General features: G+C 70.9%; 18 protein-coding genes. 15 read left to right on the top strand and 3 right to left on the bottom strand.

What is annotated here, in order from left to right:
- Positions 1 to 31: 31 nt before the first annotated feature.
- The 7 genes from AB0C66_RS16375 to AB0C66_RS16405 all read left to right on the top strand — a co-directional run bounded on the left by AB0C66_RS16375 (position 32) and on the right by AB0C66_RS16405 (position 7860).
- Positions 32 to 1033, top strand: a complete 1002-nt coding sequence (locus tag AB0C66_RS16375; RefSeq protein WP_362437982.1) for an isocyanide synthase family protein — start codon at positions 32 to 34, stop codon at positions 1031 to 1033.
- Positions 1023 to 1886, top strand: a complete 864-nt coding sequence (locus AB0C66_RS16380; RefSeq protein WP_362437985.1) for a TauD/TfdA family dioxygenase — start codon at positions 1023 to 1025, stop codon at positions 1884 to 1886. The genes AB0C66_RS16375 and AB0C66_RS16380 overlap by 11 nt, the downstream gene beginning before the upstream one ends.
- Positions 1883 to 3412, top strand: coding sequence for a 4-hydroxyphenylacetate 3-hydroxylase family protein (locus AB0C66_RS16385; protein WP_362437988.1), 1530 nt, complete (start codon positions 1883 to 1885; stop codon positions 3410 to 3412). The genes AB0C66_RS16380 and AB0C66_RS16385 overlap by 4 nt, the downstream gene beginning before the upstream one ends.
- Before the next feature lie 35 nt (positions 3413 to 3447).
- Positions 3448 to 5340, top strand: a complete 1893-nt coding sequence (asnB, locus tag AB0C66_RS16390; RefSeq protein WP_362437991.1) for an asparagine synthase (glutamine-hydrolyzing) — start codon at positions 3448 to 3450, stop codon at positions 5338 to 5340.
- A complete protein-coding gene (locus AB0C66_RS16395; protein WP_362437994.1) occupies positions 5337 to 6344 on the top strand; it encodes a quinone oxidoreductase in 1008 nt (335 codons plus the stop codon). The genes asnB and AB0C66_RS16395 overlap by 4 nt, the downstream gene beginning before the upstream one ends.
- Before the next feature lie 62 nt (positions 6345 to 6406).
- Positions 6407 to 7285 carry a catechol 1,2-dioxygenase gene (locus AB0C66_RS16400; protein WP_362437997.1) on the top strand — a complete coding sequence of 293 codons (879 nt, stop codon included), beginning with the start codon at positions 6407 to 6409 and terminating at the stop codon, positions 7283 to 7285.
- Between the two features lie 47 nt (positions 7286 to 7332).
- Complete coding sequence (locus AB0C66_RS16405; RefSeq protein ID WP_362437999.1) at positions 7333 to 7860, top strand: flavin reductase family protein; 528 nt, start codon at positions 7333 to 7335, stop codon at positions 7858 to 7860.
- A 1-nt stretch (position 7861) separates the two neighbouring features.
- Here AB0C66_RS16405 and AB0C66_RS16410 read toward each other — a convergent pair whose 3' ends face one another.
- On the bottom strand, positions 7862 to 10264 hold the full coding sequence (locus AB0C66_RS16410; RefSeq protein ID WP_362438002.1) for a discoidin domain-containing protein: 2403 nt from the start codon (positions 10262 to 10264) through the stop codon (positions 7862 to 7864).
- Between the two features lie 518 nt (positions 10265 to 10782).
- On the opposite strand from AB0C66_RS16410, the gene AB0C66_RS16415 reads away from it, so the two are divergent.
- Positions 10783 to 11823, top strand: a complete 1041-nt coding sequence (locus AB0C66_RS16415) for a helix-turn-helix domain-containing protein (RefSeq protein ID WP_362438005.1) — start codon at positions 10783 to 10785, stop codon at positions 11821 to 11823.
- 64 nt (positions 11824 to 11887) lie between these two features.
- On the top strand, positions 11888 to 12742 hold the full coding sequence (locus tag AB0C66_RS16420; protein WP_362438008.1) for an intradiol ring-cleavage dioxygenase: 855 nt from the start codon (positions 11888 to 11890) through the stop codon (positions 12740 to 12742).
- Positions 12743 to 12787: 45 nt separating this feature from the next.
- Here AB0C66_RS16420 and AB0C66_RS16425 read toward each other — a convergent pair whose 3' ends face one another.
- Positions 12788 to 13219 carry an RNHCP domain-containing protein gene (locus tag AB0C66_RS16425; RefSeq protein ID WP_362438011.1) on the bottom strand — a complete coding sequence of 144 codons (432 nt, stop codon included), beginning with the start codon at positions 13217 to 13219 and terminating at the stop codon, positions 12788 to 12790.
- 396 nt (positions 13220 to 13615) lie between these two features.
- Positions 13616 to 14275 carry a TetR/AcrR family transcriptional regulator gene (locus tag AB0C66_RS16430; RefSeq protein WP_362438013.1) on the bottom strand — a complete coding sequence of 220 codons (660 nt, stop codon included), beginning with the start codon at positions 14273 to 14275 and terminating at the stop codon, positions 13616 to 13618.
- A gap of 391 nt (positions 14276 to 14666) precedes the next feature.
- Between AB0C66_RS16430 and AB0C66_RS16435 the strand changes: the two genes are divergently transcribed.
- The 6 genes from AB0C66_RS16435 to AB0C66_RS16460 all read left to right on the top strand — a co-directional run bounded on the left by AB0C66_RS16435 (position 14667) and on the right by AB0C66_RS16460 (position 21677).
- Positions 14667 to 15770, top strand: coding sequence for a VOC family protein (locus AB0C66_RS16435; protein ID WP_362438805.1), 1104 nt, complete (start codon positions 14667 to 14669; stop codon positions 15768 to 15770).
- Complete coding sequence (locus tag AB0C66_RS16440; protein ID WP_362438016.1) at positions 15767 to 16744, top strand: fumarylacetoacetate hydrolase family protein; 978 nt, start codon at positions 15767 to 15769, stop codon at positions 16742 to 16744. The genes AB0C66_RS16435 and AB0C66_RS16440 overlap by 4 nt, the downstream gene beginning before the upstream one ends.
- Positions 16741 to 18291: a bifunctional 3-(3-hydroxy-phenyl)propionate/3-hydroxycinnamic acid hydroxylase gene (locus AB0C66_RS16445; RefSeq protein WP_362438019.1), complete on the top strand. Its 1551-nt coding sequence runs from the start codon at positions 16741 to 16743 to the stop codon at positions 18289 to 18291. Before AB0C66_RS16440 ends, AB0C66_RS16445 begins: the two co-directional genes overlap by 4 nt.
- 27 nt (positions 18292 to 18318) lie before the next feature.
- Positions 18319 to 20283 (top strand): acetoacetate--CoA ligase, encoded by a 1965-nt coding sequence (locus AB0C66_RS16450; RefSeq protein WP_362438022.1) that lies wholly within the window; start codon positions 18319 to 18321, stop codon positions 20281 to 20283.
- Between the two features lie 206 nt (positions 20284 to 20489).
- The gene (locus AB0C66_RS16455; protein WP_362438025.1) at positions 20490 to 21038 is read left to right on the top strand and encodes a DUF1062 domain-containing protein; all 549 of its coding nucleotides are present in this window, start codon (positions 20490 to 20492) and stop codon (positions 21036 to 21038) included.
- Between the two features lie 246 nt (positions 21039 to 21284).
- On the top strand, positions 21285 to 21677 hold the full coding sequence (locus AB0C66_RS16460) for a hypothetical protein (RefSeq protein WP_362438028.1): 393 nt from the start codon (positions 21285 to 21287) through the stop codon (positions 21675 to 21677).
- Positions 21678 to 21702: the final 25 nt, after the last annotated feature.

Here is a 21702-nt window from a genome sequence, read left to right on the forward strand (position 1 = left end):
GGGTGGAGGAATCCCCACGACAGGAGGCGCGGTGTCCGAACTCGCCACCCTCGATACCGAATTGGCCGCCATCGAAGTGATCCGCGAGGTGCTGGTGCACCAGCGCAGAGCGCGCGGCGGCAGCTGCACCGGCAGGGTCTGCCTGCGGTGCTTACGGCACCACCGAAACGCGGTCGCACAAGCCATGGCACGCGGCCGGACCATCGAGTTCCTGCTCCCGGCCTTTCCCACCAAGTCCCCCAACCCCGCCAAGGTCCTCGGCCCGCTGCCCGACCTGGCCGAGGAACTCGCGCTGAGATTCCTCGAATCGCTCTGCGAGCGCATCACCGAGGTCTACCCGCCCGGTGCCCGCATCCTCATCTGCTCCGACGGACGGGTCTTCAACGACCTGATCGGGGTGAGCGACGAGAACGTGACCCGGTACGCCCACGACATCAGCCGTGTGATCGACCGGATCGGTGCCGTCCACCTCGCCCAGTTCACCCTGGACGAGGTCTATCCGGGCGCCGACCACGCGCAGATGCGCGCCGGGCTCACGGCCGGCCGCGGTCCGCACCCGGACGAGCTGCGCGCCGAGGTACGCCGGGGCGGCGACCTGGTCCATATGTACCGGGGGATCACCCGCTTCATGCTGGAGGACCTGTCCGTCCCCGAGTACACCGGCAGCCGCGCCGCCCTTCAGCGCCACTGCCGTGAACTCGCCTACGGAGTCATCGCCCGCAGCCGCGCCTGGGACGAGCTGCTGGCCGAGCTCTTCCCCGACGCCGTCCGTCTCTCCATCCACCCCCAGCCGTGCAGCACACGGAAGATCGGGCTGCTGCTGGCGGACACCCCGGACGTCTGGCTCACGCCGTGGCACAGCACCGCCGTCGACACCGGCGACGGGCGCTTCACGCTGATGAAACGTGCCGAGGCCGAGGCAGCGGGGGCCCGGCTGGTGACGGCCCATGGACGCCCCAGCCACTTCGTGCTGCCGCAAGCACCCGCCACCGCACCCGCCGCCCTGACAGGAGCCTTCCACCATGACCATTGACGAAGCCCTCCTCGGCGACCGGCGGCTGAGGCTCACGCCCCTCGCACCCTTCGGGCTCGCCCTCCACGCCCTCGACCGGGGCCGTCCGCCGACCGAGCTCCCCGTCGCGCCGCTGCGCGCCCTCGTCCGCGAGCACCGGCTGCTCCTGCTGCGCGACTTCGCTGCGTTCGACGAGCCCGACGGACTCTCCGCGTACGGCGAGCGATGGGGCGAGCTCAGCGTCTGGCCGTTCGGCACGGTGCTGGAGCTCGTCCAGCGGCCCGACCCGGAAGACCACATATTCGACCACAGCCATATGCCGATGCACTGGGACGGCATGTACAGGGAGCACATCCCCGAGTTCCAGATCTTCCAGTGCGTCCACGCGCCCGGTGAGGGCAACGGCGGTGAGACCACCTTCTCCGACACCGCCGCGGTGCTCTCCCACGCCGATCCCGCCACCCGGGCCCTGTGGTCACGGGCCACCGGCACCTACCACCGGAAGATGGAGTACTACGACAGCACCTGTGTCTCCCCGGTGGTCATGGCCCACCCGGTCCACGGCACACCGGTCATCCGCTACAACGAGCCCACCTTCGGGGCGGGCGAGACCTTCGTCAACCACCCCGATCTGGAGTTCTCCGGCCTCGCCGACGCCTCCGAACTCGCGGCACTGCACCGCGGACTGCGTACCGCCCTGTACGACCCGTGCCACCTCTACGCGCACCCCTGGAGGACCGGCGACCTGGTGGTGACCGACAACTACACCCTGCTGCACGGCCGCAACGCCTTCACCAGCGGCGCGCCCCGGCATCTGCGCCGTGTCCAGGTCCTCGGCGATCCGCCGCTGGCCAACCCGGGGCTCGTCCGATGACGGTGACCCGGCCACGGAAGACCGTGGACGCCCTGATGACCGGGGCCGAGTACCTGGAGAGCCTGCGGGACGGCCGTGCCGTATTCGTGGACGGCGAGCGGGTCGAGGATGTGACGACGCACCCGGCCTTCCGTAACTCCGCCCGGTCCCTCGCCCGGCTCTACGACGCCCTCCACGACCCCGCCACCGCCGATGTGCTCACCGGGGTGGACCCGGACACCGGCATACGTACACACCGCTTCTTCACACCCAGCCGGTGTGCCGACGACCTCGTCCGGGCCGGGGAAGCGATCGCCACCTGGGCCCGTATGAGCTACGGCTTCCTGGGCCGCACCCCCGAGTACAAGGCCGCCTTCATGGCCGGTCTCGGCACCAACGCCGACTACTACGGCGAGTTCGCCGCCAACGCCACCGCCTGGTACCGCAGGTTCGCGAGCAAGGCGCTGCACCTGAACCACGTCATCATCAACCCGCCGATCGACCGCAAGCGCGCCATCCACGACATGGGCGATGTGTTCGTGCACGCGGTGCGTGAGACCGACGCCGGGGTGGTGGTCAGCGGGGCGAAGATGCTCGCCACCGGATCCGCGCTGACCAACGCGGGTTTTGTGGCGCCGGTCGGCTCGGCCCACTTGGAGAAGGGCAAGGCGGAACGCTTCGCACTGGTCTTCTTCGTCCGGATGGACAACCCCGGTGTGCGGCTCATCTGCCGCACCCCCTACGAACGGCGCGCCGAAACCCCCTTCGACTTCCCGCTGAGCAGCCGCTTCGACGAGAACGACAGTGTGCTGCTGCTGGACGAGGCACTGATTCCCTGGGAGGACGTGCTCGTCCACCGCGACATCGAACGCGCCACCGGCTTCTACGCGGGATCCGGCTTCCCCAACCTCTACAACTTCCAGTCCGGGATCCGGTTGGGCGTCAAGCTGGAGTTGATGGCCGGGCTGCTCTCCCGGGCCACCAGGGCCAACGGCACCGACACCTTCCGCGGGGTGCAGGCCGGGCTCGGTGAACTCATCACCCTGCGCGACCTGGTCCGCGCGCTCACCTCCGCCATGGCCCACGATCCCGAACCGGGCCCGGGCGGCACGGTCCTGCCGCGCCTGGAACACGCCTCCGCGATGCGGATGGCCAACGCCCATATCTGGAACCGGGTGCACGAGCTCTTCGAAACCCTGCTCGGCGGTGCGCCCCTGGTGGTCCCCTCCAGCGTCCGCGACCTCGCCCATCCCGAACTTCGCCCGCTCATCGACCGCTACTACCGGGGCGCCGACACCTCGGCGCTGGAGCGGATCAAGCTCTTCAAGCTGGTGTGGGACGCCATCGGCACCGAGTTCGGAGCCCGCCACGAGCTCTACGAGCGCAACTACTCCGGCAACGGCGAGCAGATCCGGCTGGACGCACTGCGCTGGGCCGGCCGCCGCGGCAGCCTCGGCCGCTACGAGGACCTGGTCCAGGAGTGCCTTGACGACTACGACACCGACGGCTGGCGCCGGGGCCCCTGGCTCGGCCCCGAGCAGGACTGAGTCAGGACCGAACAGAACCGAGAAAGGAGCAGACCATGTGCGGCATCACCGGCTGGGTCGACTTCTCCCGTGACCTCACCACCGAGTCCAGCACGCTCGACACCATGGTGCGCACGCTGATCCGCCGCGGCCCGGACGCCGGCGGCGGCTGGCTCGACACCCACGCCGCGCTCGGCCATCGGCGACTGGCGATCATCGACCCGGAGGGCGGGGTCCAGCCCATGGCCACCCCGGAGCGCGGCCCACGCGGCGACCTGCCGCGCGCCGTGATCTCCTACGGCGGCGAGATCTACAACTATCGCGAGCTGCGCGGCGAACTCGCCCTGCACGGGCACCGGTTCACCACCTCCAGCGATACCGAGGTGGTGCTGCGCGGCTACCTCCAGTGGGGCGCCGACGTCGTGCACCGACTCAACGGCATGTACTCCCTCGCCCTCTGGGACACCGCCCGTGAGGAACTCCTCCTCGTGCGCGACCGCCTCGGGGTCAAACCGCTCTACTACCACCCGATCCCTCAAGGTGTGCTCTTCGGGTCGGAGCCCAAGGCCATCCTGGCCAACCCGCTGGTGAAGCCCAGCGCCTCCGCGGAGGAGCTGTGCGACGCGCTGCTCTTCCTGCGCACCCCCGGCCGGGTGCCCTTCCGCGGCATGCGGGAACTCAAACCCGGCCATCTGCTGCGAGTCGGCCGTGACGGCCTGCGCGAGGAGCGGTACTGGGCACTCGAGGCCCGCCCGCACACCGACAGCCTTCCTACCACCATCGCCACCGTCCGCGAACTGCTGGACGACATCGTGCCGCGCCAGATGGTCGCGGACGTCCCCCTGGTCGCACTGCTCTCCGGAGGTCTGGACTCCAGCACCGTGACCGCCCTGGCCCAGCGTGTCCGCGCCGCCGAGGGGGAGCGGCTCTCCACCTTCGCCGTCGACTTCACCGGCCACAGCGAGAACTTCCGCAGCGATCCCATCCGTCCCACTCCCGACGGCCCCTACGCCCGCGCGGTCGCCGAACACGTCGGCAGCGCACACCACACGATCACCCTGGACCGGGCCGGACTGCTCGACCCGGCGGTGCGCCGCACGGTACTGGCGGCCTGGGATCTGCCGTTCAACTTCGCCGACCTCGACATCTCCCTGCACCAGCTCTTCGCGGCAGTCCGCGAGCACGCCCCCGTGGCGCTCTCCGGCGAGGGAGCCGACGAGGTGTTCGGCGGCTACCTCTGGTTCTCCGACCCCGCCGCGCGGGCCGCCGAGACCTTCCCCTGGCTGGAGCTCGGCGCCCACCGCGGCCTCGATCCCCGCGCGCTCTTCCGCCCCTGGTTCGTGGAGGGCATCGACCTCGCCACGTACCAGGCCGACCTCTACCGCAGTGCGCTGGCCGAGGTTCCCCGCCTCGAGGGTGAGGACCCCGAGGAACGGCGCACACGTGAACTCGGCTACCTCACGCTCACCCGCTGGCTGCCCATCCTGCTCGACAAGAAGGACCGGATGGGCATGGCGAACGGGCTGGAGGGACGGGTGCCGTTCTGCGACCACCGCCTCGTCGAGTACCTCTTCAACGTCCCCTGGGCGATGAAGAACTGCACGGGCCAGGAGAAGGGACTGCTCCGCGAGGCCGCCGCCGACCTGCTGCCGCGGTCCGTACTGCGCCGCACCAAGGCCGCCTACCCCTCCATCCAGGATTCCGCCTACGACCGGGGCCTTATCGCCGGACTCGCCACCGCGGCCGTCGGGAACAACGCCCCGCTCGCCGCGTATCTGGACCCGGAAGCGGTACACCGGCTCACCGACAAGACGGCCACCGGGACCCTCTCCGAGTTCGAACGCATCCTCCTGGAGTCCACCGTCCGGCTCGGCGACTGGCTGCGCACCTACGGCGTGGATCTCGACCTCGACCCCGACCGCCTCACCCTGCAAGGAGCGAACCGATGACACCGCGGACCACGGCACCGACCCCGGTGATTCCGGCGATCGAGATCCGGCGGACCGGCGGCCCCGAAGTCCTTCTCCCCGTCGACAGACCGGCTCCCGGCGACCCCGGCCCGGGCCAGATCCTGGTCGAACTCGCCGCCGCGGGCGTCAACTTCATCGACATCTACCGCCGCGAGGGCCGCTATCCGCTGCCCCTGCCCGCCGTGCCCGGTGAGGAGGGCTCCGGCACCGTACTGGCCGTGGGGCCCGGTGTCACCCGGTTCTCGGCCGGTGACCGCGTCGCCTGGACCACCGTCCTGGGCAGCTACGCGGGGCAGCTGCTCGTGCCCGAGGAGAAGGCCATCGTCGTCCCCGACGGTGTCGACCCGCACATCGCCGCCGCCGCACTCGTCCAGGGCATGACGGCCCACTACCTGCTCAACGACTCCTACCGGGCCCGGGCGGGCGAGACGGTGCTGGTGCACGCCGCCGCGGGCGGAGTCGGGCTGCTCCTCACCCAACTGCTCAAGCGGCACGGAGTGCGTGTGATCGGTACGGTCTCCAGCCAGCAGAAGGAGAAGCTGGCGGCGGCCAACGGAGTGGACGAGGTCATCCGCTACGACCGCTGCCAGGATCTCGCCGCCGAGGTCCGGCGGCTGACCGACGGCGACGGTGTGCACGCCGCCTACGACGGGGTGGGCGCCGCCACCTTCGACGCCAGCCTGGACAGCCTGCGCCGCCGGGGCACACTGGTCCTCTTCGGCGGCGCCAGCGGCCCCGTGCCACCCGTCGACGTGATGCGGCTGCTCTGGGGCGGCTCGCTGACCCTCACACGTCCCTACCTGGAACACTTCCGCGCCACCGTCGAGGAGTTCACCTGGCGGGCCGGAGAGGTCTTCGCCGGGATCGCCGACGGCACCCTGCACATCACCATCGGCGGCAGGTATCCGCTCGCCCGTGCCCGGGACGCACACGCCGACCTGGCCGCCCGCCGCACCACCGGCAAACTGCTCCTCGTCCCGTAGCCCCGTTCCCCTTCGGGACGTCTCATCTTCGGGGCGTCTCTCTTCAGAAAGGCGAAACGCCCATGGGCGGCATCGTCGGCGCGGGACTGCTCTCCCACGCCCCCGTCATCATGTTCCCCGAAGCGCAGCGCATCGCGGCCAACGGCGGCCGCGACTTCACCCTCGCCACCGGCCTCGCCCGGCTCCGCCACGAGGTGATCGACACCATCGGCCATGACGCGGTGCTGGTGCTCGACACCCACTGGGCCACCACCACCGAAACCGTCATCACCGCCCACGCCCACCGGTCCGGACACTTCACCTCCGACGAGATGCCCGGCGAGATCAGCCAGCTCCCCTACGCCATCCCCGGAGACCCTGAACTCGCCCACGCCGTGGCCGCGGCGGCCGAGAAGGACGCGCTCCGGCTCTCCGCCAACGACGACCCCCACCTCCCGATCCACTACGCCACCCTCAACCTCTGGAGCTACCTCGGCCGCCCCGATGTGCCATGGCTGTCGATGTCGGTCTGCCGGACCGCGACCACCGAGGACCACCTGTTCCTGGGCGGGGCGGTCGCCGAGGCCGTCTCCCGGCTCGACCGGCGGGTGCTGGTGCTCGCCTCCGGTGGTCTCTCCCACCGTTTCTGGCCGCTGGCCGAACTGCGCGACCGGATGGCCGGTGACCCGGCCCACATCGTCACCCCCGCGGCCCGCGCCGCCGACGAGCAACGTGTCGCCTGGCTGGAGGACGGCCGTCACGACCGGGTCATCGAGACCATGCCGGACTACCGACGGCACGCGCCGGAGGGCGACTTCGGCCACTATCTGACGCTCGCGGGCGCCCTCGGCGGATCCCGGTGCACCGCCGCCGGGCGCCGCTACGGCGAGTACGAGAACGCCATCGGCACGGGACAGGTGCATCTCTGGTTCGACCGCCCCGCCGGGGGCTGGACCGGCTGACGCGGAGCCGCACACCGCTCTGATCCATCCGACGACAAGGAGACCCGGTGGCGATCGATCCGCAGCAACTCCGTACCTGCCTCGGCTACTTCGCCACCGGCGTCACCGTCGTCAGCTGCGCGGTGGGAGACACCCCTCACGGCGCGACCGTGAATGCCTTCACCGCGGTCTCCCTGGACCCGCCGCTGGTCCTGGTCTCCCTCTCCCGTACCTCGAAGGCGGCCCGGCTCATGGCCGGTCGGCCGTTCACCGTCAACGTCCTGTCCGAGGACCAACGCGACCTCGCGCTACGGTTCGCGGGAAGCCCGGAGGCTCGCGGCCCTTCCCCCTCCTGGCTGCCCGCGCCCCTGGGTCTGGCACCCGCTCTGAGCGGCTCGCCGGCCACCTTCTCCTGTTCGCCCTGGGCCATCTACGACGGCGGCGACCACCTCCTCTTCGTGGGCCGCGTCGAACGCCTCACGCACCACCCCGAATCCCGCCCCTTGCTCTTCTACCGCGGTTCCTTCCACTCCGCGGGCGGTCCGTGGCCCGCGGGAGGTGTCACCCGCGAGCCACGGACCAGCGGAGTCTCATGACTCAGGAGATGGTGAGGAACTTGGCGACGCTCGGCACCCCGTCGGCGTCGAGGGCGAAGAGCATGTACGTGCCCGGCAGGGCCACCCCGGAGTCCGTGGGGATGGAGACCCGGTAGTCGCCGCCTCCGGCCGCCGTGAATGTGAGGGGGACCCGGCGCTGGTCGTTGTCGGTCGAGTGGGTGGCCGCGGCCGCCCGCATGAGGACGAAGGACTTCACCGGCTTGTCGGTGCTCACGGTGAACGCCGCGCCGTGCGTGGTCCTGGGCGGCACACCCGCGGTGATGGCGGGTCGTGGTTTCGCCGATCCGTCCTTGTTGAGCAGGTAGGGCGGAGTGAAGATGGCGCCGTCCGGGTGGTTGGTCGCACAGCCGTCCGCACCGCACAGGCCGCCGCCGCCGGAGAAGACGCGCCCGTCCGGCAGCAGATTGGCGACGCTGTGGTAGTTGCGGGGGATCGCCATGGTGGCCAGCGGGGTGAAGCGGCCGGTGGCCGGGTCCCACAGCTCCGGGGTCAGCGCCGATGTCGCGTCGCTGAACGGCACCGGGAGGGACTGCCCGCCGAAGACGGCCACCTTGCCGTCGGGCAGGGCGACGCTGTTGCTGAAGCCGCGGGCCTGCTCCATGTCGCCTGTGCGGGCGGCCCGCACCTGGTCGCCGGAGACGTCCACGGTGTAGGCGCGGCGGGTGGCGGGCTTCTTCTCGTAGGCGGGGGAGCCGCCCAGGGTGAGCAGCTTGCCGATGTCGTAGGCCACGGCGTTGCCGTTCATCGCGTCGCCGCTGTCGGCCCGGTTGCCCGCACCGGTGATGCTGCCGTCACCGGTGGTCGAGATCCAGTTCATCTGCTTGCTGGGCCCCAGCTGGAGCACCTTTCCACCGGAAGTGGCATGCAGCCACATGTGGTTGTCGCCGCGGTAGGGACCGTCCGGGTCGTTCGTCTCGGCGGGGGTGGTGGGGACGCCGGGGAGCTTGCGCCAGGTACCGGTGTCCGGTGACCACACCTCGCCCGCCTTGCCGCCCCTGCCGCCGCTCCAGGATCCACCCAGCACGAAGGCATCACCGGTGGAGAGCAGTGTCATGGCCTGGTAGCCGCGGGCGATGTTCATCTTCGTCGTGGCGGACCACTGGTCGGTGGCAGGGTCGTAGATGCTCGCCTTGTCGGCGTTGCTGCCGCCGGTGACCAGTACCCGCCCGTCGGCGAGCATCGCGATGCCGGGGCAGAACATGTCGTGACCGGTGTTGTCGACACGGCGCTGGGTGACCTTGCCGGTCTTGAGGTCCAGGATCGCGGTCTGCGTATAGCCGTTGCTGCCGCCGAAGCGGTCGACGGCGTAGGCGGACCAGGCCAGCATCTTGTCCCCCGGCAGGACGGCGGTGGCCACCGGCACCAGGGGGAAGCCGATGATCTTGTCCCAGGCGCCGTGCTCGGCCGGGTCGGCGGGCCCGCTCAGCCGGATCTCGGCGGCGGTGGCCCACGGGCCGCGGTTGCCTGCCTCGGTGGTCACGGTCAGCCGCACGTAGCGCGCCTCGGTGGCCCGGGTGAAGGTCGCGGTCTTGACGGTGTTGTCGTCCCGCCAGGTGCCCGTGGCGACCGGTGCGCCGAAGGTCGTGCCGTTGGTGCTGGTGGTGAGGGACCAGGCGCCGACGCGGCCGTTGGCACCGTCCTGCCGCGGCTGGTAGGTGAGCGCCGAGACGGTGTTCTCGCGCCCCATGTCGATGGTGATGCTGTGCGGCATGGCGGCGGGTGTGCCGCCGCTCCACTTGGTGTGCCAGAAGGTGGCGGAGTCGCCGTCGAGCACATTGGCGGCCCGGCCGTTCTCGCCGCCGGTCTCCTCGCTGTCGGCCGTGGCCGTCCATCCGGTCCGTGACAGGTCGACGGTGGCCTGCGGGGTACCGGGGTCACCCAGCAGATTGATCTCGGCGGCGGAGGCCGCGGGGCCGCGGTCGCCGGCCTCGGTGAGGGCCGTCAGCCGTACGAACCGGGCTCCCTGTGGAGCGAATCCGAGGGTCTTGGCGCTGGCGTCGTCCGCGAGGGTGCCGGAGGCCACCGGGGTTCCCCAGTGCCGGCCGTCCTTGCTGACGCTGACGCTGTACTCGCCGACGCGCCCCTCGGGGCTTCCGGAGGGCGGCAGATAGACCAGCGCGGACACGACGGCCGTGCGGTGCATATCGATGGTGAGGGTGTGCGGCGGGCGGGTGGCGGTACCGCGCGACGTGGTGTGCCAGGCGGTTTTCGCGCTGCCGTCGAGCACGCTGGCGGCCCGGGCGTTCGCGCCGCCGGTTGCCTCGCCGTCGGCCGTGGCCGTCCACCCGTTCCGGTCGAGCACCGGAGCCGCGGGCTCCTTGGCGTTCGCCGGGACGATGGGGTGATGCGGAGCCGTCATCGCCGTCTGCTGGTCGAAGGGCACGGCGCCCGACCGGGAGCCCGGACCGGCCGGGTTCGCGATGCTCAGCAGCGGCGTCAGAGCAACCAGCAGGGAACCGAGGGCGAAACCGATGAGCAGATGCGATCGGCGGATTCTCCGGGCCGCGCCGGATAAGGGTCTGTGTCTGGGCTGCAATCTGACCTCCCGAGGCGAGACGGTCCGGCGATCCGCCGTCAACTCACCCAAAGCGGAACGGATGTGACGTGCGATCATTTACGTCCATCCACGACGTTGTCCAGGGTGGCGCCCGGCCTCCCGGAGCCCCGCGGACCGCCCCTGCCGCAGAGCGGCCACGCCGACCGGTGCCCGCTCCCGCCCCGCGGCACAGGCAGGCCACGGCGAGAGCCGTCCGCACGCACCCCCTGGCCGCGAACGGGCGCGGCGGTGCGATGCATGTGAATGCTCAAGCCGGGTGAGCGATTCCCCCGTGACCGGCGCACCGCCCCCGCGACGCACCACTGAGGACGGTGGACCAGAAGTCTCTTACGTATTGTTCGTGGGTGACATCGGTCAGGTCCGGCCTCATCTTCGAGCTCACCGCGTCGCAGCGCGCCCAACTCCTCCGCCAGGTCAACGGAGCGTCGACACCACAGGCGCGAGTGGTGCGCTGCCACCTCGTGTTGGCCGTGGCGGACGGGGTGGCGCGGGCCGAAGTCGCCCGCAGATACGGCGTCTCCCCGCCGACGGTGGACAAGTGGGTTCGGCGGTACGTGGCCGAGGGGCCGGCGGGCCTCCGGGACCGCCCCAGGGCGGGGGCGCCACGCCGGATCGGGGACACGACGGTCGCCGAGGTGCTTCACCTCACGCAGCACGAGCCACCACCGGTCGGCGGGACATGGTCCAAACGCACGCTCGCCCGCAGGGTCGGGGTCTCGCCTTCCACGGTGGCGCGGATCTGGCGCGCCCATGGGATCACGCCGGGTGGCGGCACCCGGTCGGCCGCGCCGGTGGCCGACCACGTCGCGGGCGGTGGCCCGCCACCGATCGTGGCGAGAGCGATCTATGTGAACGAGGTGCTCTCCGTCCTCGCGTGCTGGAGCACGATGAACCCGATGGCCCCGCCCCGCCATGTTCGTTCCCGTTCCGAGAACTGTCCGGTGAACCCGTCCGCCGCACCGGACGACGGAGCCCGCCGCCACTCCGCCGCCCTTGCCGCCCTCGCCGCGGTGGCCGAGCGGGAGCCGGTGTCCGGCGGCCGCACGACCCCCGGGTTCACGGCGTTTCTGCACCGGCTGGCGACCACCAGGCCGACCGACACCGACCTGCATGTGATCTGCCATGTGGGCAACCCCGCCACGTTACTGGCGCTGCACCGCTGGCAGTTCGAGCAGCCTCGGCTGCATGTGCATCTGACGCCGACTCATGGGGTCTGGTTACAGGTGGTTCAGGACGTGTGGACCTGGATGGACCTGCACCGTCCCGGACCGGCGGCACCCCAGGCCCTGACACCGATCGACGCGGCGCTGCGGGCGTGGCGGCCCAGGCGCCGGATGGAACCGTTCATCTGGGACCGGGACGAGTGGCCCGACCCAACAACTTGAGGTCTCAAGGACTTCCGGTCCGGTCCGCTTGGGAGAGTCCTCCGAACCTTCCTAGGGTCCGGACATGACTTCCGACAACACCTCTCCGCACACTCCTCAGTCCGCCGCACCTGCCGCACCCGACGAGCCGACCAGGAAGGTGGAGCGCCGCACGGTCCTGGCGGCGCTGGGGATCGGCGCCACCGGTCTGGGCCTGGGGGCCACCGCCCTGCCGCAGGCGAGTGCGTCAGCCCGTGCGTCGGGCACGCCCGCGGCGAGCGGGCAGCCCGCCTGCGTCCTGGCGCCCGAGACGATCGAAGGGCCGTACTTCATCGATGAGGAGCTGATCCGGCGGGACATCACCGAGGACCGCCGGGGATTGCCCCTGGAGATGCGCATCACCGTCGTGGACGGCGTCACATGTACGCCCCTCGCCGGGGCGGAGGTGGATATCTGGCACTGCGACGCGGAAGGCTGGTACTCGGGACATCTGGAAACCAGTCCCGATGTCCCGCCCGCGAGCCCGGATCACGTCGAGCCCACCGACCCCTCCAGGTTCCTGCGCGGGATGCAGACCACCAACAGGCGCGGCGAGGTGCGCTTCCGGTCCATCTACCCCGGCTGGTATTACGGGCGGGCGATCCATGTCCACCTCACCGTCCACGTCGAGGGGCTGGAGGTGCACACGGGCCAGCTCTACTTCCCCGAGGAGCTCAACAGCAAGGTCGCGCGCCTGGAGCCGTACGTGCGGCACACCGGCACCAAGCGGCTCACCAACCAGGAAGACACCCTCTACGTCCAACAGGGCGGCGCGCAGACCACCATGGACGTTCAGCCGCTCCGGCCGGGCCGCCCGGAGCTCGGCTGCGTCGCGTCGATCACGGCCGGTGTGATCCCGGGGCAGACTCCGCCGGAGCCGCCCCTCCCCACGTCGGCCTGACGCCGACGACAGCGGCTCCCGCCGGGGCGGGAGCCGCTGGTGGCGTCAGAGGTGTGTCCGGCGCCGGTGGGGGTGACGGGCTTCGTGATGGCCGAGGCGCATCAGGGCGAGGACGGTGTCGAGGTCATCGCCGTGGTGCGGGTCGTCGGCCATACGGTTGCGGCCACGGGAGCCGCAGCCGGTGCACTGGTGGACGATCATGTACCCCTTGGCGGAGTGGTGTTCGACGGCGACCGGGCGCATCAGCGCGCGGCAGTCGTTGGCACGGTCTCCGGGGGAGATGTCCACGTGCAGCGAGTACAGGCAGTACGGACAGTGATTGCGGTAGCCGCCGTTGGTCAGCGCCACCACCGTCCTGCCGCAGTACGCGCAGGTGAAGCCGGTGTTCTCGGATGTTCTGCTGATGGTGCTGCTCCTCGGCGAGTCGAAGGGGATCTTCAACTCGGAGGCGCAGGGTTCCGTTCGCTCTCTCCCCACCGGGGCGGGGATCGCAGGCTTGACCGGGGAGTGACGCGGTTCACCGCCGCTGTCCGCGGGCGATTACTTCCGGCTCCAGCTTCACCGGAGAGGCGGGCCTCTCCGGATCCGGACCACGACCGGGTTTGTGTGTTTGTCCCGGTCACTGTCACGCGGGTGTGCCACGTGCCGCCGGTAGGTGTCCATCCGGTCTCACTGCCGTCGGCGTCGTCCCCCGTCAGGCAGCGTCAGCAGCGGCATGGGTCATCGTGATCACGCCACCTCCTCGCTCTTGTGGTTCTCCCTGTCGGCGGGAGCCGCGGAGCTGACTCAAGTCTAGGTGGGGGACGAACAGCCGGTCGGGGGGTCCGCGGCTACGGGCACCGCGTGCATGGGGGCCCCGAGGGGTGACGCGGCTCAGCCGCGCGGCTCGAGCGGCAGCGGGCGCCGTGCCACCTCCCGGGCCTCGCCGGGTGGCAGGCCGAGCATGCGCAGGATCAGCGCCGCCAGTTGCTCGGCGGCATCGGGGCCCGAGATATCGGGCCGTACGGATTCCAGCTGTAGCAGCCCGAGGATCGAGCCGCCGACCGCGGACAGGGCGATACGAGGGTCCTCCACCGAGAAGCGTCCGGTGGCCACCCCCTTCTCGATATCCCGCAGGGCCCGCGGAGCCAGGCCCGCGTCGGCGTGCAGCTGCTCGATGCCACGCCGCCGCAGTACCTGGGCCAGCTCCGGATGTGTCTCCATCATCCGGATCGTCATCCGCACGCTGGCCGAGAAGACCTCGGCCGGATCCTCGACACCCCCGGCGACGGCGTCGATGAGTTGTCCGTACTCGTCCAGCGCGTCCATCACGGCCGTGTCGAAGAGCGCGCTCTTGCTTTCGAAGTGGTTGTAGAACGAGCCGAATCCGACGTCCGCACGATCCGCGATCTCCTGGATGCTCGCCTCGGCGGCCGCACCCTCCGCCAGAAGGGCGCGTGCCGCGCTGATCAGCGCGGAGCGTGTCCGCGCCCGGCGGCGATCGAAGCGGTTTCCGGCGTGGCTCCCCCGGCTCTCCCGTGGCTGGTCAGGCATGGGATCAGGGTACCGGAGCGCGATACACAACTGATGACCGCATCAATAATGACGGCGGTTGACACAGTGCCTCATCAAGAGTGATGCTTTCATCAGATTGAGAGGAAGGCGGCGACCACGCCGATGCGGACCGCGGCTCCGCGCACCGCCGAGGGCTGGCGGGGGAGAGGGCAGGTCCGGACGGGCTGCCGGTCGAGTCCGCCGAGACCGGCGGCGATCGGTGCCCGCGCCCGTAGCCGGCGCGCATCGCCCGCTCGCCCGCCAGCACCTTGTGAGGAGCGTGACCGTGACCCACGACGACCCCGAGCACCCCCGGCCGGGCGGGCGGGACCTGCCCCGCGGATCCGCCACCCGGAGCGGCGCCCGGTCCGGGGAAGACCCGCACCGCGGTCTGCACAGCGAGCGGGGCGCCCTTCGCGGTGAGCATCCCGGGCGGTCCGGCGACCCCGCCATCAAGGTGGCCGACCTGGCCTGGCTGGAGTTCGAGAAGCCCGACCTGGACCGGGCCGAGGTCTTCGCCCGCGACTTCGGTTTCGCGATCGCCGTGCGCACCGACCGGGAGCTGTGGCTGCGCGGCACCTACGCGGGTATGCCCTGCGCGGTGATCCGCGAGGGCCCCGCCTCCCGGTTCATCGGCCCCGCCTTCCGTGCCGCCGAACGGGCCGACCTGGCTCGTCTGGCCCGGCTCACCGGCCGCGACATACGAGCTCTCCGGGACGCGGGCGCGCCCGGTGGCGGCGAGGCGGTCGACCTCCTCGACCCCTCCGGCTTCACCGTTCGCGTCGTGCACTGCGCCGAGGAGCTTCCGGCGCTCCCCGAACAGCGGGCGCTCACCCTGAACTTCGGCATGCGCCACCCGCGTACGAACGCCACACAGCGCCCGCCCCGTGAGCCGTCCCGTATCCAGCGCCTGGGCCATGTGGTCCTGGAGACACGGGTGTTCACCCGGGCCCTGGACTGGTACCTGGACACGCTCGGCATGATCGTCAGCGATTTCCTGTTCCTGGACGGGCAGCGCGACCGGGGCCCGACGATGGCGTTCATCCGCTGCGATCAGGGCGGCTCGGCCGTCGACCACCACACCCTGGCCATGCACCTGGGGCCCGGTACCGGCTACGTCCACTCCGCCTACCAGGTCACCGACCTCGACGCGATCGCCGCGGGTGGCGAGTACCTGGCCGAGCGCGGCTACCGGCGCAGCTGGGGCATCGGCCGGCATGTCCAGGGCAGCCAGCTCTTCGACTACTGGCGCGATCCCGACCATTTCATGCTGGAGCACTTCGCCGACGGCGACCTGTTCTCCTGCGATGTCGAACCGGGCTGGGCGCCCATGTCGGGCAGTGGCCTCGCCCAGTGGGGGCCGCCGGTCACCCGCGACTTCCTCGGTACCCATCCGTCGCCGGCCAAGCTCCGCGAGGTGCTCACGGCCCTGCGCGGCGACAACGAACTCGACCCCGCCCGCCTGTTGGGCCTGATGAAGGGGATGAACTCATGAGCACCAACGTCCTGCGTACCGCTGACGGCTGGTGGGTGGTACGTCCACGAGGTCTCGATCCCGCGCGACTCGGGGAGACCCCGTCCGGCCACGCCGTCCGTATCGACACCGAGGCGGTCACCACCGCCGAACTGCTCGCCGACCGCGCCGCCGTACGCGCGGCCGCCGCCTCCGATGCCACCGGCACGCCCGTCGCCCGCCTGGTGGCGCTGGCCCCGGTCACCACCCCCTGCCGGGTGGTCGCCCAGATGGTCAACTACCGCAGCCACGCCCGCGATTCGGGCTTCACCGACAAGGTCCCTCCCACCTTCTTCCGCAAGGCGTCCGGCTCGGTCAGCGGCCCCGGCGACACCATCGTGCGGCCGTCCCATGTCCGGTTCCTGGACTACGAGGTGGAGCTCGGTCTCGTCCTCGGCGCGCGCCTGCCCGTGGGCACCACCGTCACCGAACAGGACCTGCCCTCGTACGTGGCAGGGCTCGTCGTCACCAACGACATCAGCGCCCGCGACGTCCAGTTGACCAAGGGACAGTTCTACGAGAGCAAGTCGTACCCCACCTTCACCCCCACCGGCCCTTTCCTCACCCTCCTCGACCCGGAGGACTTCGACCACCTGCTGAACCTGCGGCTGAAGCTGTCCGTCAACGGAGAGCCGCGCCAGGATCGCACTCTCGCCGACATGATCGTTCGCCCGGCCCGGGCGCTGACACTGCTCGCCCGCTTCCAGACCCTCGACCCCGGCGACCTGCTGCTCACCGGAACACCCGGTGGCACGGCGCTGAAGGCGCCGCCCAAGGCGATCGAGCGGATCGGGGCGCTGCTGCCGCCCGCCGTGAAGTGGAAAGCGTTCTTCAACAGCCAGGCGAGGAACCCGCGTTATCTTCGCACGGGCGATGTCGTCACGGCCGGTATCGCCACGTCCGATGGCCGGATCGACCTCGGTGAGCAGCGCAACACGGTCGCGGAGGCGGGGTGAGCACCGTGCTCCGCGTGCCCGTGGTGATCGTCGGCGCGGGTCCGGTGGGTGTCACGGCCGCCCTCCTGCTCGCCAGGCGCGGAGTCCGCACCGTCGTCCTGGAGCGCCACCCGGATCTGTACCCGCTGCCGCGCGCCGTGGCGATGGACGACGAGGTCCGCCGGATCCTCCAGGCCGTCGGCGTCCACGAGGAGTTCGCCGCTGTCGCCCGGCCCGCCAACGGTCTGCGGCTCCTTGACGCCCGGCACGGTGTGATAGCCGAGTTCCGGCGTGACGCCCCGCACGGACACCACGGCTTCCCGCAGACCAGCCTGTACGACCAGCCCGCACTCGAACGGCTGCTGCGGGACGCGTTGGCCACGTACCCCGCGTGTGAACTGCGCGGCGGCACGGAGGTGACCGGAGTCGAGCAGGCGGGGGAGGGGCCGGTCCGCGTGACCTTCCGCGGTGCGGGAGGCGAGGGCCGCGAGGAACACCTGTGGGCCGACGCGGTCCTCGGCTGCGACGGCGCGGGCAGCCTCATCCGGGAGGCGATCGGCGCCGGTATGGAGGATCTGCGCTTCGAGGAACGCTGGACGGTCCTCGATGTGCGGACACAACTCCCCGTACGCACCTGGGAGGGTGTGGACCAGGTCTGCGACCCGGCGCAACCCGCGACCTTCATGCGCATCGCCGCGGACCGCTACCGCTGGGAGTTCCGGCTGGCCGAGGCGGGAGCGGAGCCCGACCGCGCCCGGCTGCGCGCACTGGTGGCGCCGTGGGTGGACGTACCGCCCGACTTCAAGGGCTTCGAGGTGCTCCGGCAGACGTCGTACACCTTCCGCGCCCGGATCGCCGACCGATGGCGCCGTGGCCGTGTCTTCCTGCTCGGCGACGCCGCTCATCAGACCCCGCCCTTCGTCGGACAGGGTCTGTGCGCGGGCCTGCGCGATGCCCACAACCTGGCCTGGAAACTCGCTCTCGTCCTCCAACAGGGTGTCAGCGAAGGTCTGTTGGACACCTACCAGAGCGAACGAGCCCCCCACGCCCGTCGCATGATACGGCTCGCGGTGGCGGCGGGATGGGCGATGACGGGCGGCCAGGACCGGGCCGCCGCCGTACGCCGCACAGCCCTTGCCGCCGTCTGCCGCATCCCGGGCCTCACCGCGCGGGTCTCCGCCCACCACACCCCGCCGCTGACCCCGGGCCCCCTCACACGCCGCAAACGGCCCGGCCGTGGCCTCGCGGGCACACTCTGCCCACAGCCCTGGATCACGGCCACCGATGGCCACCGCGGCCGCCTCGACGACGCCCTCGGCGACGGCTTCGCCGTGCTGAGTGCCGAACCCCCGGCGCCATCCGTACGGGCCGTGGCCGAAGCGCTCGGCGCACGGGTCATGCTCGCCGACGGTGCCCTCACCGCCTGGCTCCGTGCGGGCCGCGCCGACGCCGTGCTGCTACGCCCCGACCGTGTTGTCCTCGACACCGTCCCCTCGGGTGCCGCCGATTTCACGGGCACCGCGGTCTGGGCTCCGCTGCTGGCCCCCTGCCCCGCGTACGTCTCCTGACCCCGCCTCGACGAGGAGCGCACCGCCATGCCCACACCCGAACCCTTCTGGACCCCCGACCCGGACGAGGCGGCGACCAGCCGCATCGCGGAGTTCGCCCGCCGTGTCGGTCTGGACCCCGCCGACTACCCCGCCCTGCACCACTGGTCCATCACCGACCTCGAGGGATTCTGGGGTGCCGTCTGGGACCACTTCGCCATCGAGGCGGCCACCCCCTACGAGCGGATACTCGCCGAGGACAAGATGCCGGGAGCGCGCTGGTTCACCGGTGCCACCCTCAACTACGCGCAGCACGCCCTGCGCCACCCGGACCCCGACGCACCCGCGATCGTGGCGCTCGACGAGACCGGCGCGAGCTACGAGGTGACAAGGGACAGCCTGCGCGCCCAAGTCGCCTCGACCGCCGCGACGTTGCGTGATCTCGGCGTCCGCCGCGGCGACCGGGTCGTCGGCTACCTGCCCAACACCCCGCACGCCATCGTCGCCTTCCTGGCCACCGCCAGCATCGGCGCGGTCTGGTCGGTCTGCGGCCAGGACTACGCCCCCCGGGCCGCCGCGGACCGCTTCGCCCAGCTCGAACCCACCGTGCTCATCGCCGCCGACGGCTACCTCTTCAACGGCACCACCCATGACCGGCGCGAGGCGGCCCTGTCCCTGAGCCGGGCCTTGCCCACGCTCAAGGCCACGATCCTGGTGGAGCGCGTCGGTCTGCCCTGGCCGACCGAGCTCCCCGGGCCGGTGGTCACCTGGGCGGAGGCGGTGGGCCGCGCCGAGCGACCGCACTGTGTTCCGGTGCCGTTCGACCATCCCCTCTGGATCGTCTTCTCCTCCGGCACCACCGGCCCGCCCAAGGGCCTCGTCCACGGTCACGGCGGCGTTCTGCTCGAACACTTCAAGACCCTGGGCCTGCACTCCGACCTCGGCCCCGGCGACCGCCTGCTCTGGTACACCACCACCCACTGGATGATGTGGAACCTGGTGGTCTCCGCCCTCCTCACCGGCGCCACCGCATGCACCTACGACGGCAGCCCCGCTCCGCTCGCACGCCCGGATGTGCTGTGGGAGCTGGCCGCCCGGCACGGTGTCACCCTCTTCGGCACCAGCCCTCCCTACCTGCTGGGCATGGCGAAGTCCGGCATCACACCGTCCGTCCACGACCTGTCGGCCGTCCGTGCCATCGGCTGCACCGGCTCCGCGCTGCCGGCCTCCGTGTACCCCTGGGTCCGCGAACACGTGGGCGGTCACATAAAGGTGGCCGCCGCCAGCGGTGGCACGGACATCGTCTCGGGACTGGCGGGCAGTGCGTCCACCACCCCGGTGTGGGCGGGAGAGCTCTCCGCCCCGAACCTCGGCGTGGCCCTGGCCGCGTACGGCCCCGACGGCCGACCGGTCGTCGACCAGGTCGGCGAGCTGGTGGTCACCCGCCCCATGCCGTCCATGCCGCTGTACTTCTGGAACGACCCCGAGGGCAGTCGCTACCGCGCCGCCTACTTCACCACCTACCCCGGCGTCTGGCGCCACGGCGACTGGATCACCGTCACCTCGCACGGTTCGGTCGTGGTGCACGGACGCTCCGACGCCACGCTCAACCGCAACGGCGTCCGCCTCGGCAGCGCCGACATCCACGAGGTGGTCGAACGCCTTCCGGAGATCACCGAAGCCCTTGTCATCGGGGCGGAGGAACCGGACGGCGGCTACTGGATGCCGCTGTTCGTGGTCCTCGCCGACGGCGCCGTGCTGGACGACGCGCTGCGCGACACGATCCGCCGGACCATCCGCACCGGCGCCTCACCCCGCCACGTACCCGACGAGATCCTCCAGGTCCCCGCGATCCCGCACACCCGCACCGGCAAGAAGCTCGAAGTCCCGGTCAAACGCCTGCTCCAGGGCGCGCCTGCGGCACAGGTGGTGAATCCGGCAGCCGTCGACGCACCCGAACTCATCGACTACTACGCCCGCCTGGGTGCCGATCGCCACCAGGCCCGTCGCTGAACCCGTGTGCGTGGCGGCGAAGCGCTCGAAAATCAGTCGCACAACGTCTCTGTGCGCCATTACCGTGCTGCCGCACCACGTCGTCTGATGAAGGACCTGCCGTTGTACACCGTGTGAGACCTCCCAAACGCTGAATCGTCGCGCGTCGCGCCTCTGCGCCGTGCCCCTTTTTGCTGCGGATTTCTCACTGAAACCGGTGTACTTCTGTGCTCAATAACTGGGTGGTCGTGCCCACCCGCCTACCGCTCGTTGTCCGCCGTTGCCACGCCTGCGCGTCCGAGCGCTTCCGGGCAAACGGTAGATTTCGCGTCAACGCCCACCACAAGCTCATCGATGCCTGGCTCCTCGTGCTCTGCACCGCCTGCGGGGAAACCGCGAAGCTCACGGTCCTGGAACGGATGAATGTGCGCTCCGTACGACCTGAGCTGCTCGACCGGCTGCATGACAACGACCTTGGTCTGACAGCCGAGTTGCTCCAGGATCCGGTCGTACGGCGCCGCAATCGCATCGCTCTCGACTGGGGCAACGCCTGGCGCCTCGACACCGGCGGATCGGATCATCTGGACCGCGAGGTGATCGACATCTCGGTCCGCTTCGCGGCGCGGATCCCTGTCCGGCCGGTGCGGCTGATCGCCGAAGGGTGCGGTCTTTCGCGGGCCGAGGTGGAGAGACTGATCACGGAGGGGCAACTCGTCTCGGCAGCCCGGCTGACCGGCAAGCTCTCCGGCGACTTCACCTTCACGCTCAAGCGCTGAGCCCTCCTCGGGCCCAGGGCCTGTCCGGCCGGATCCGCCGGACAGGCCCTGGGCGGCCCACCGGTGGTCGATGACAGCCGATAGGGTCCTGACATGGACTTGAGCGGGAGGGTCTGGGGCGCCACAAGCGCGGAGCACAGCGCGTCATATCCGTGCGACCGGCTTGTGGCGGACCGGTCCGAGGGCTGGACACGGGCAGTCGATGTCGCGGCTCCGCCCCGCCTCGTCTTCCGATGGCTCCGTCAGTTGACCATCGCTCCGTACAGCTATGACTGGATCGACTTCCGAGGCCGTAAGAGTCCGCACACGCTTCTCCCCACGCCGCCGGAGCTGTCCGTCGGACAGCCGCTCCTCGTCTTCGAGATCGCCGGTTTCACAAGCGACGAGCACATCACCGGTCAACTCCCCGAACCCCTTGCCGGACGGCACGGCCAGATGGCCGTGAGCTATACCGTGCGCCCGCACGGCGAGGGCTCCCGTCTGGTCGTCAAGGTTGTCGCCGAGGCCGGGGGAACCGTCCGACAGAGACTGCGCCGACGACTCCTCGCCTGGGGCGATCTCGTCATGATGCGCAAGCAACTTCTCACCCTCAAGAAGCTGGCTGAGGGGACAGCGGCAGCGGAGGCCGACGCCCCGTAGCGGGCGGGGTCGTGCCACCCGGGTG

It is taken from the genome of Streptomyces sp. NPDC048636 (genome assembly GCF_040650655.1).
Taxonomy (GTDB): domain Bacteria; phylum Actinomycetota; class Actinomycetes; order Streptomycetales; family Streptomycetaceae; genus Streptomyces.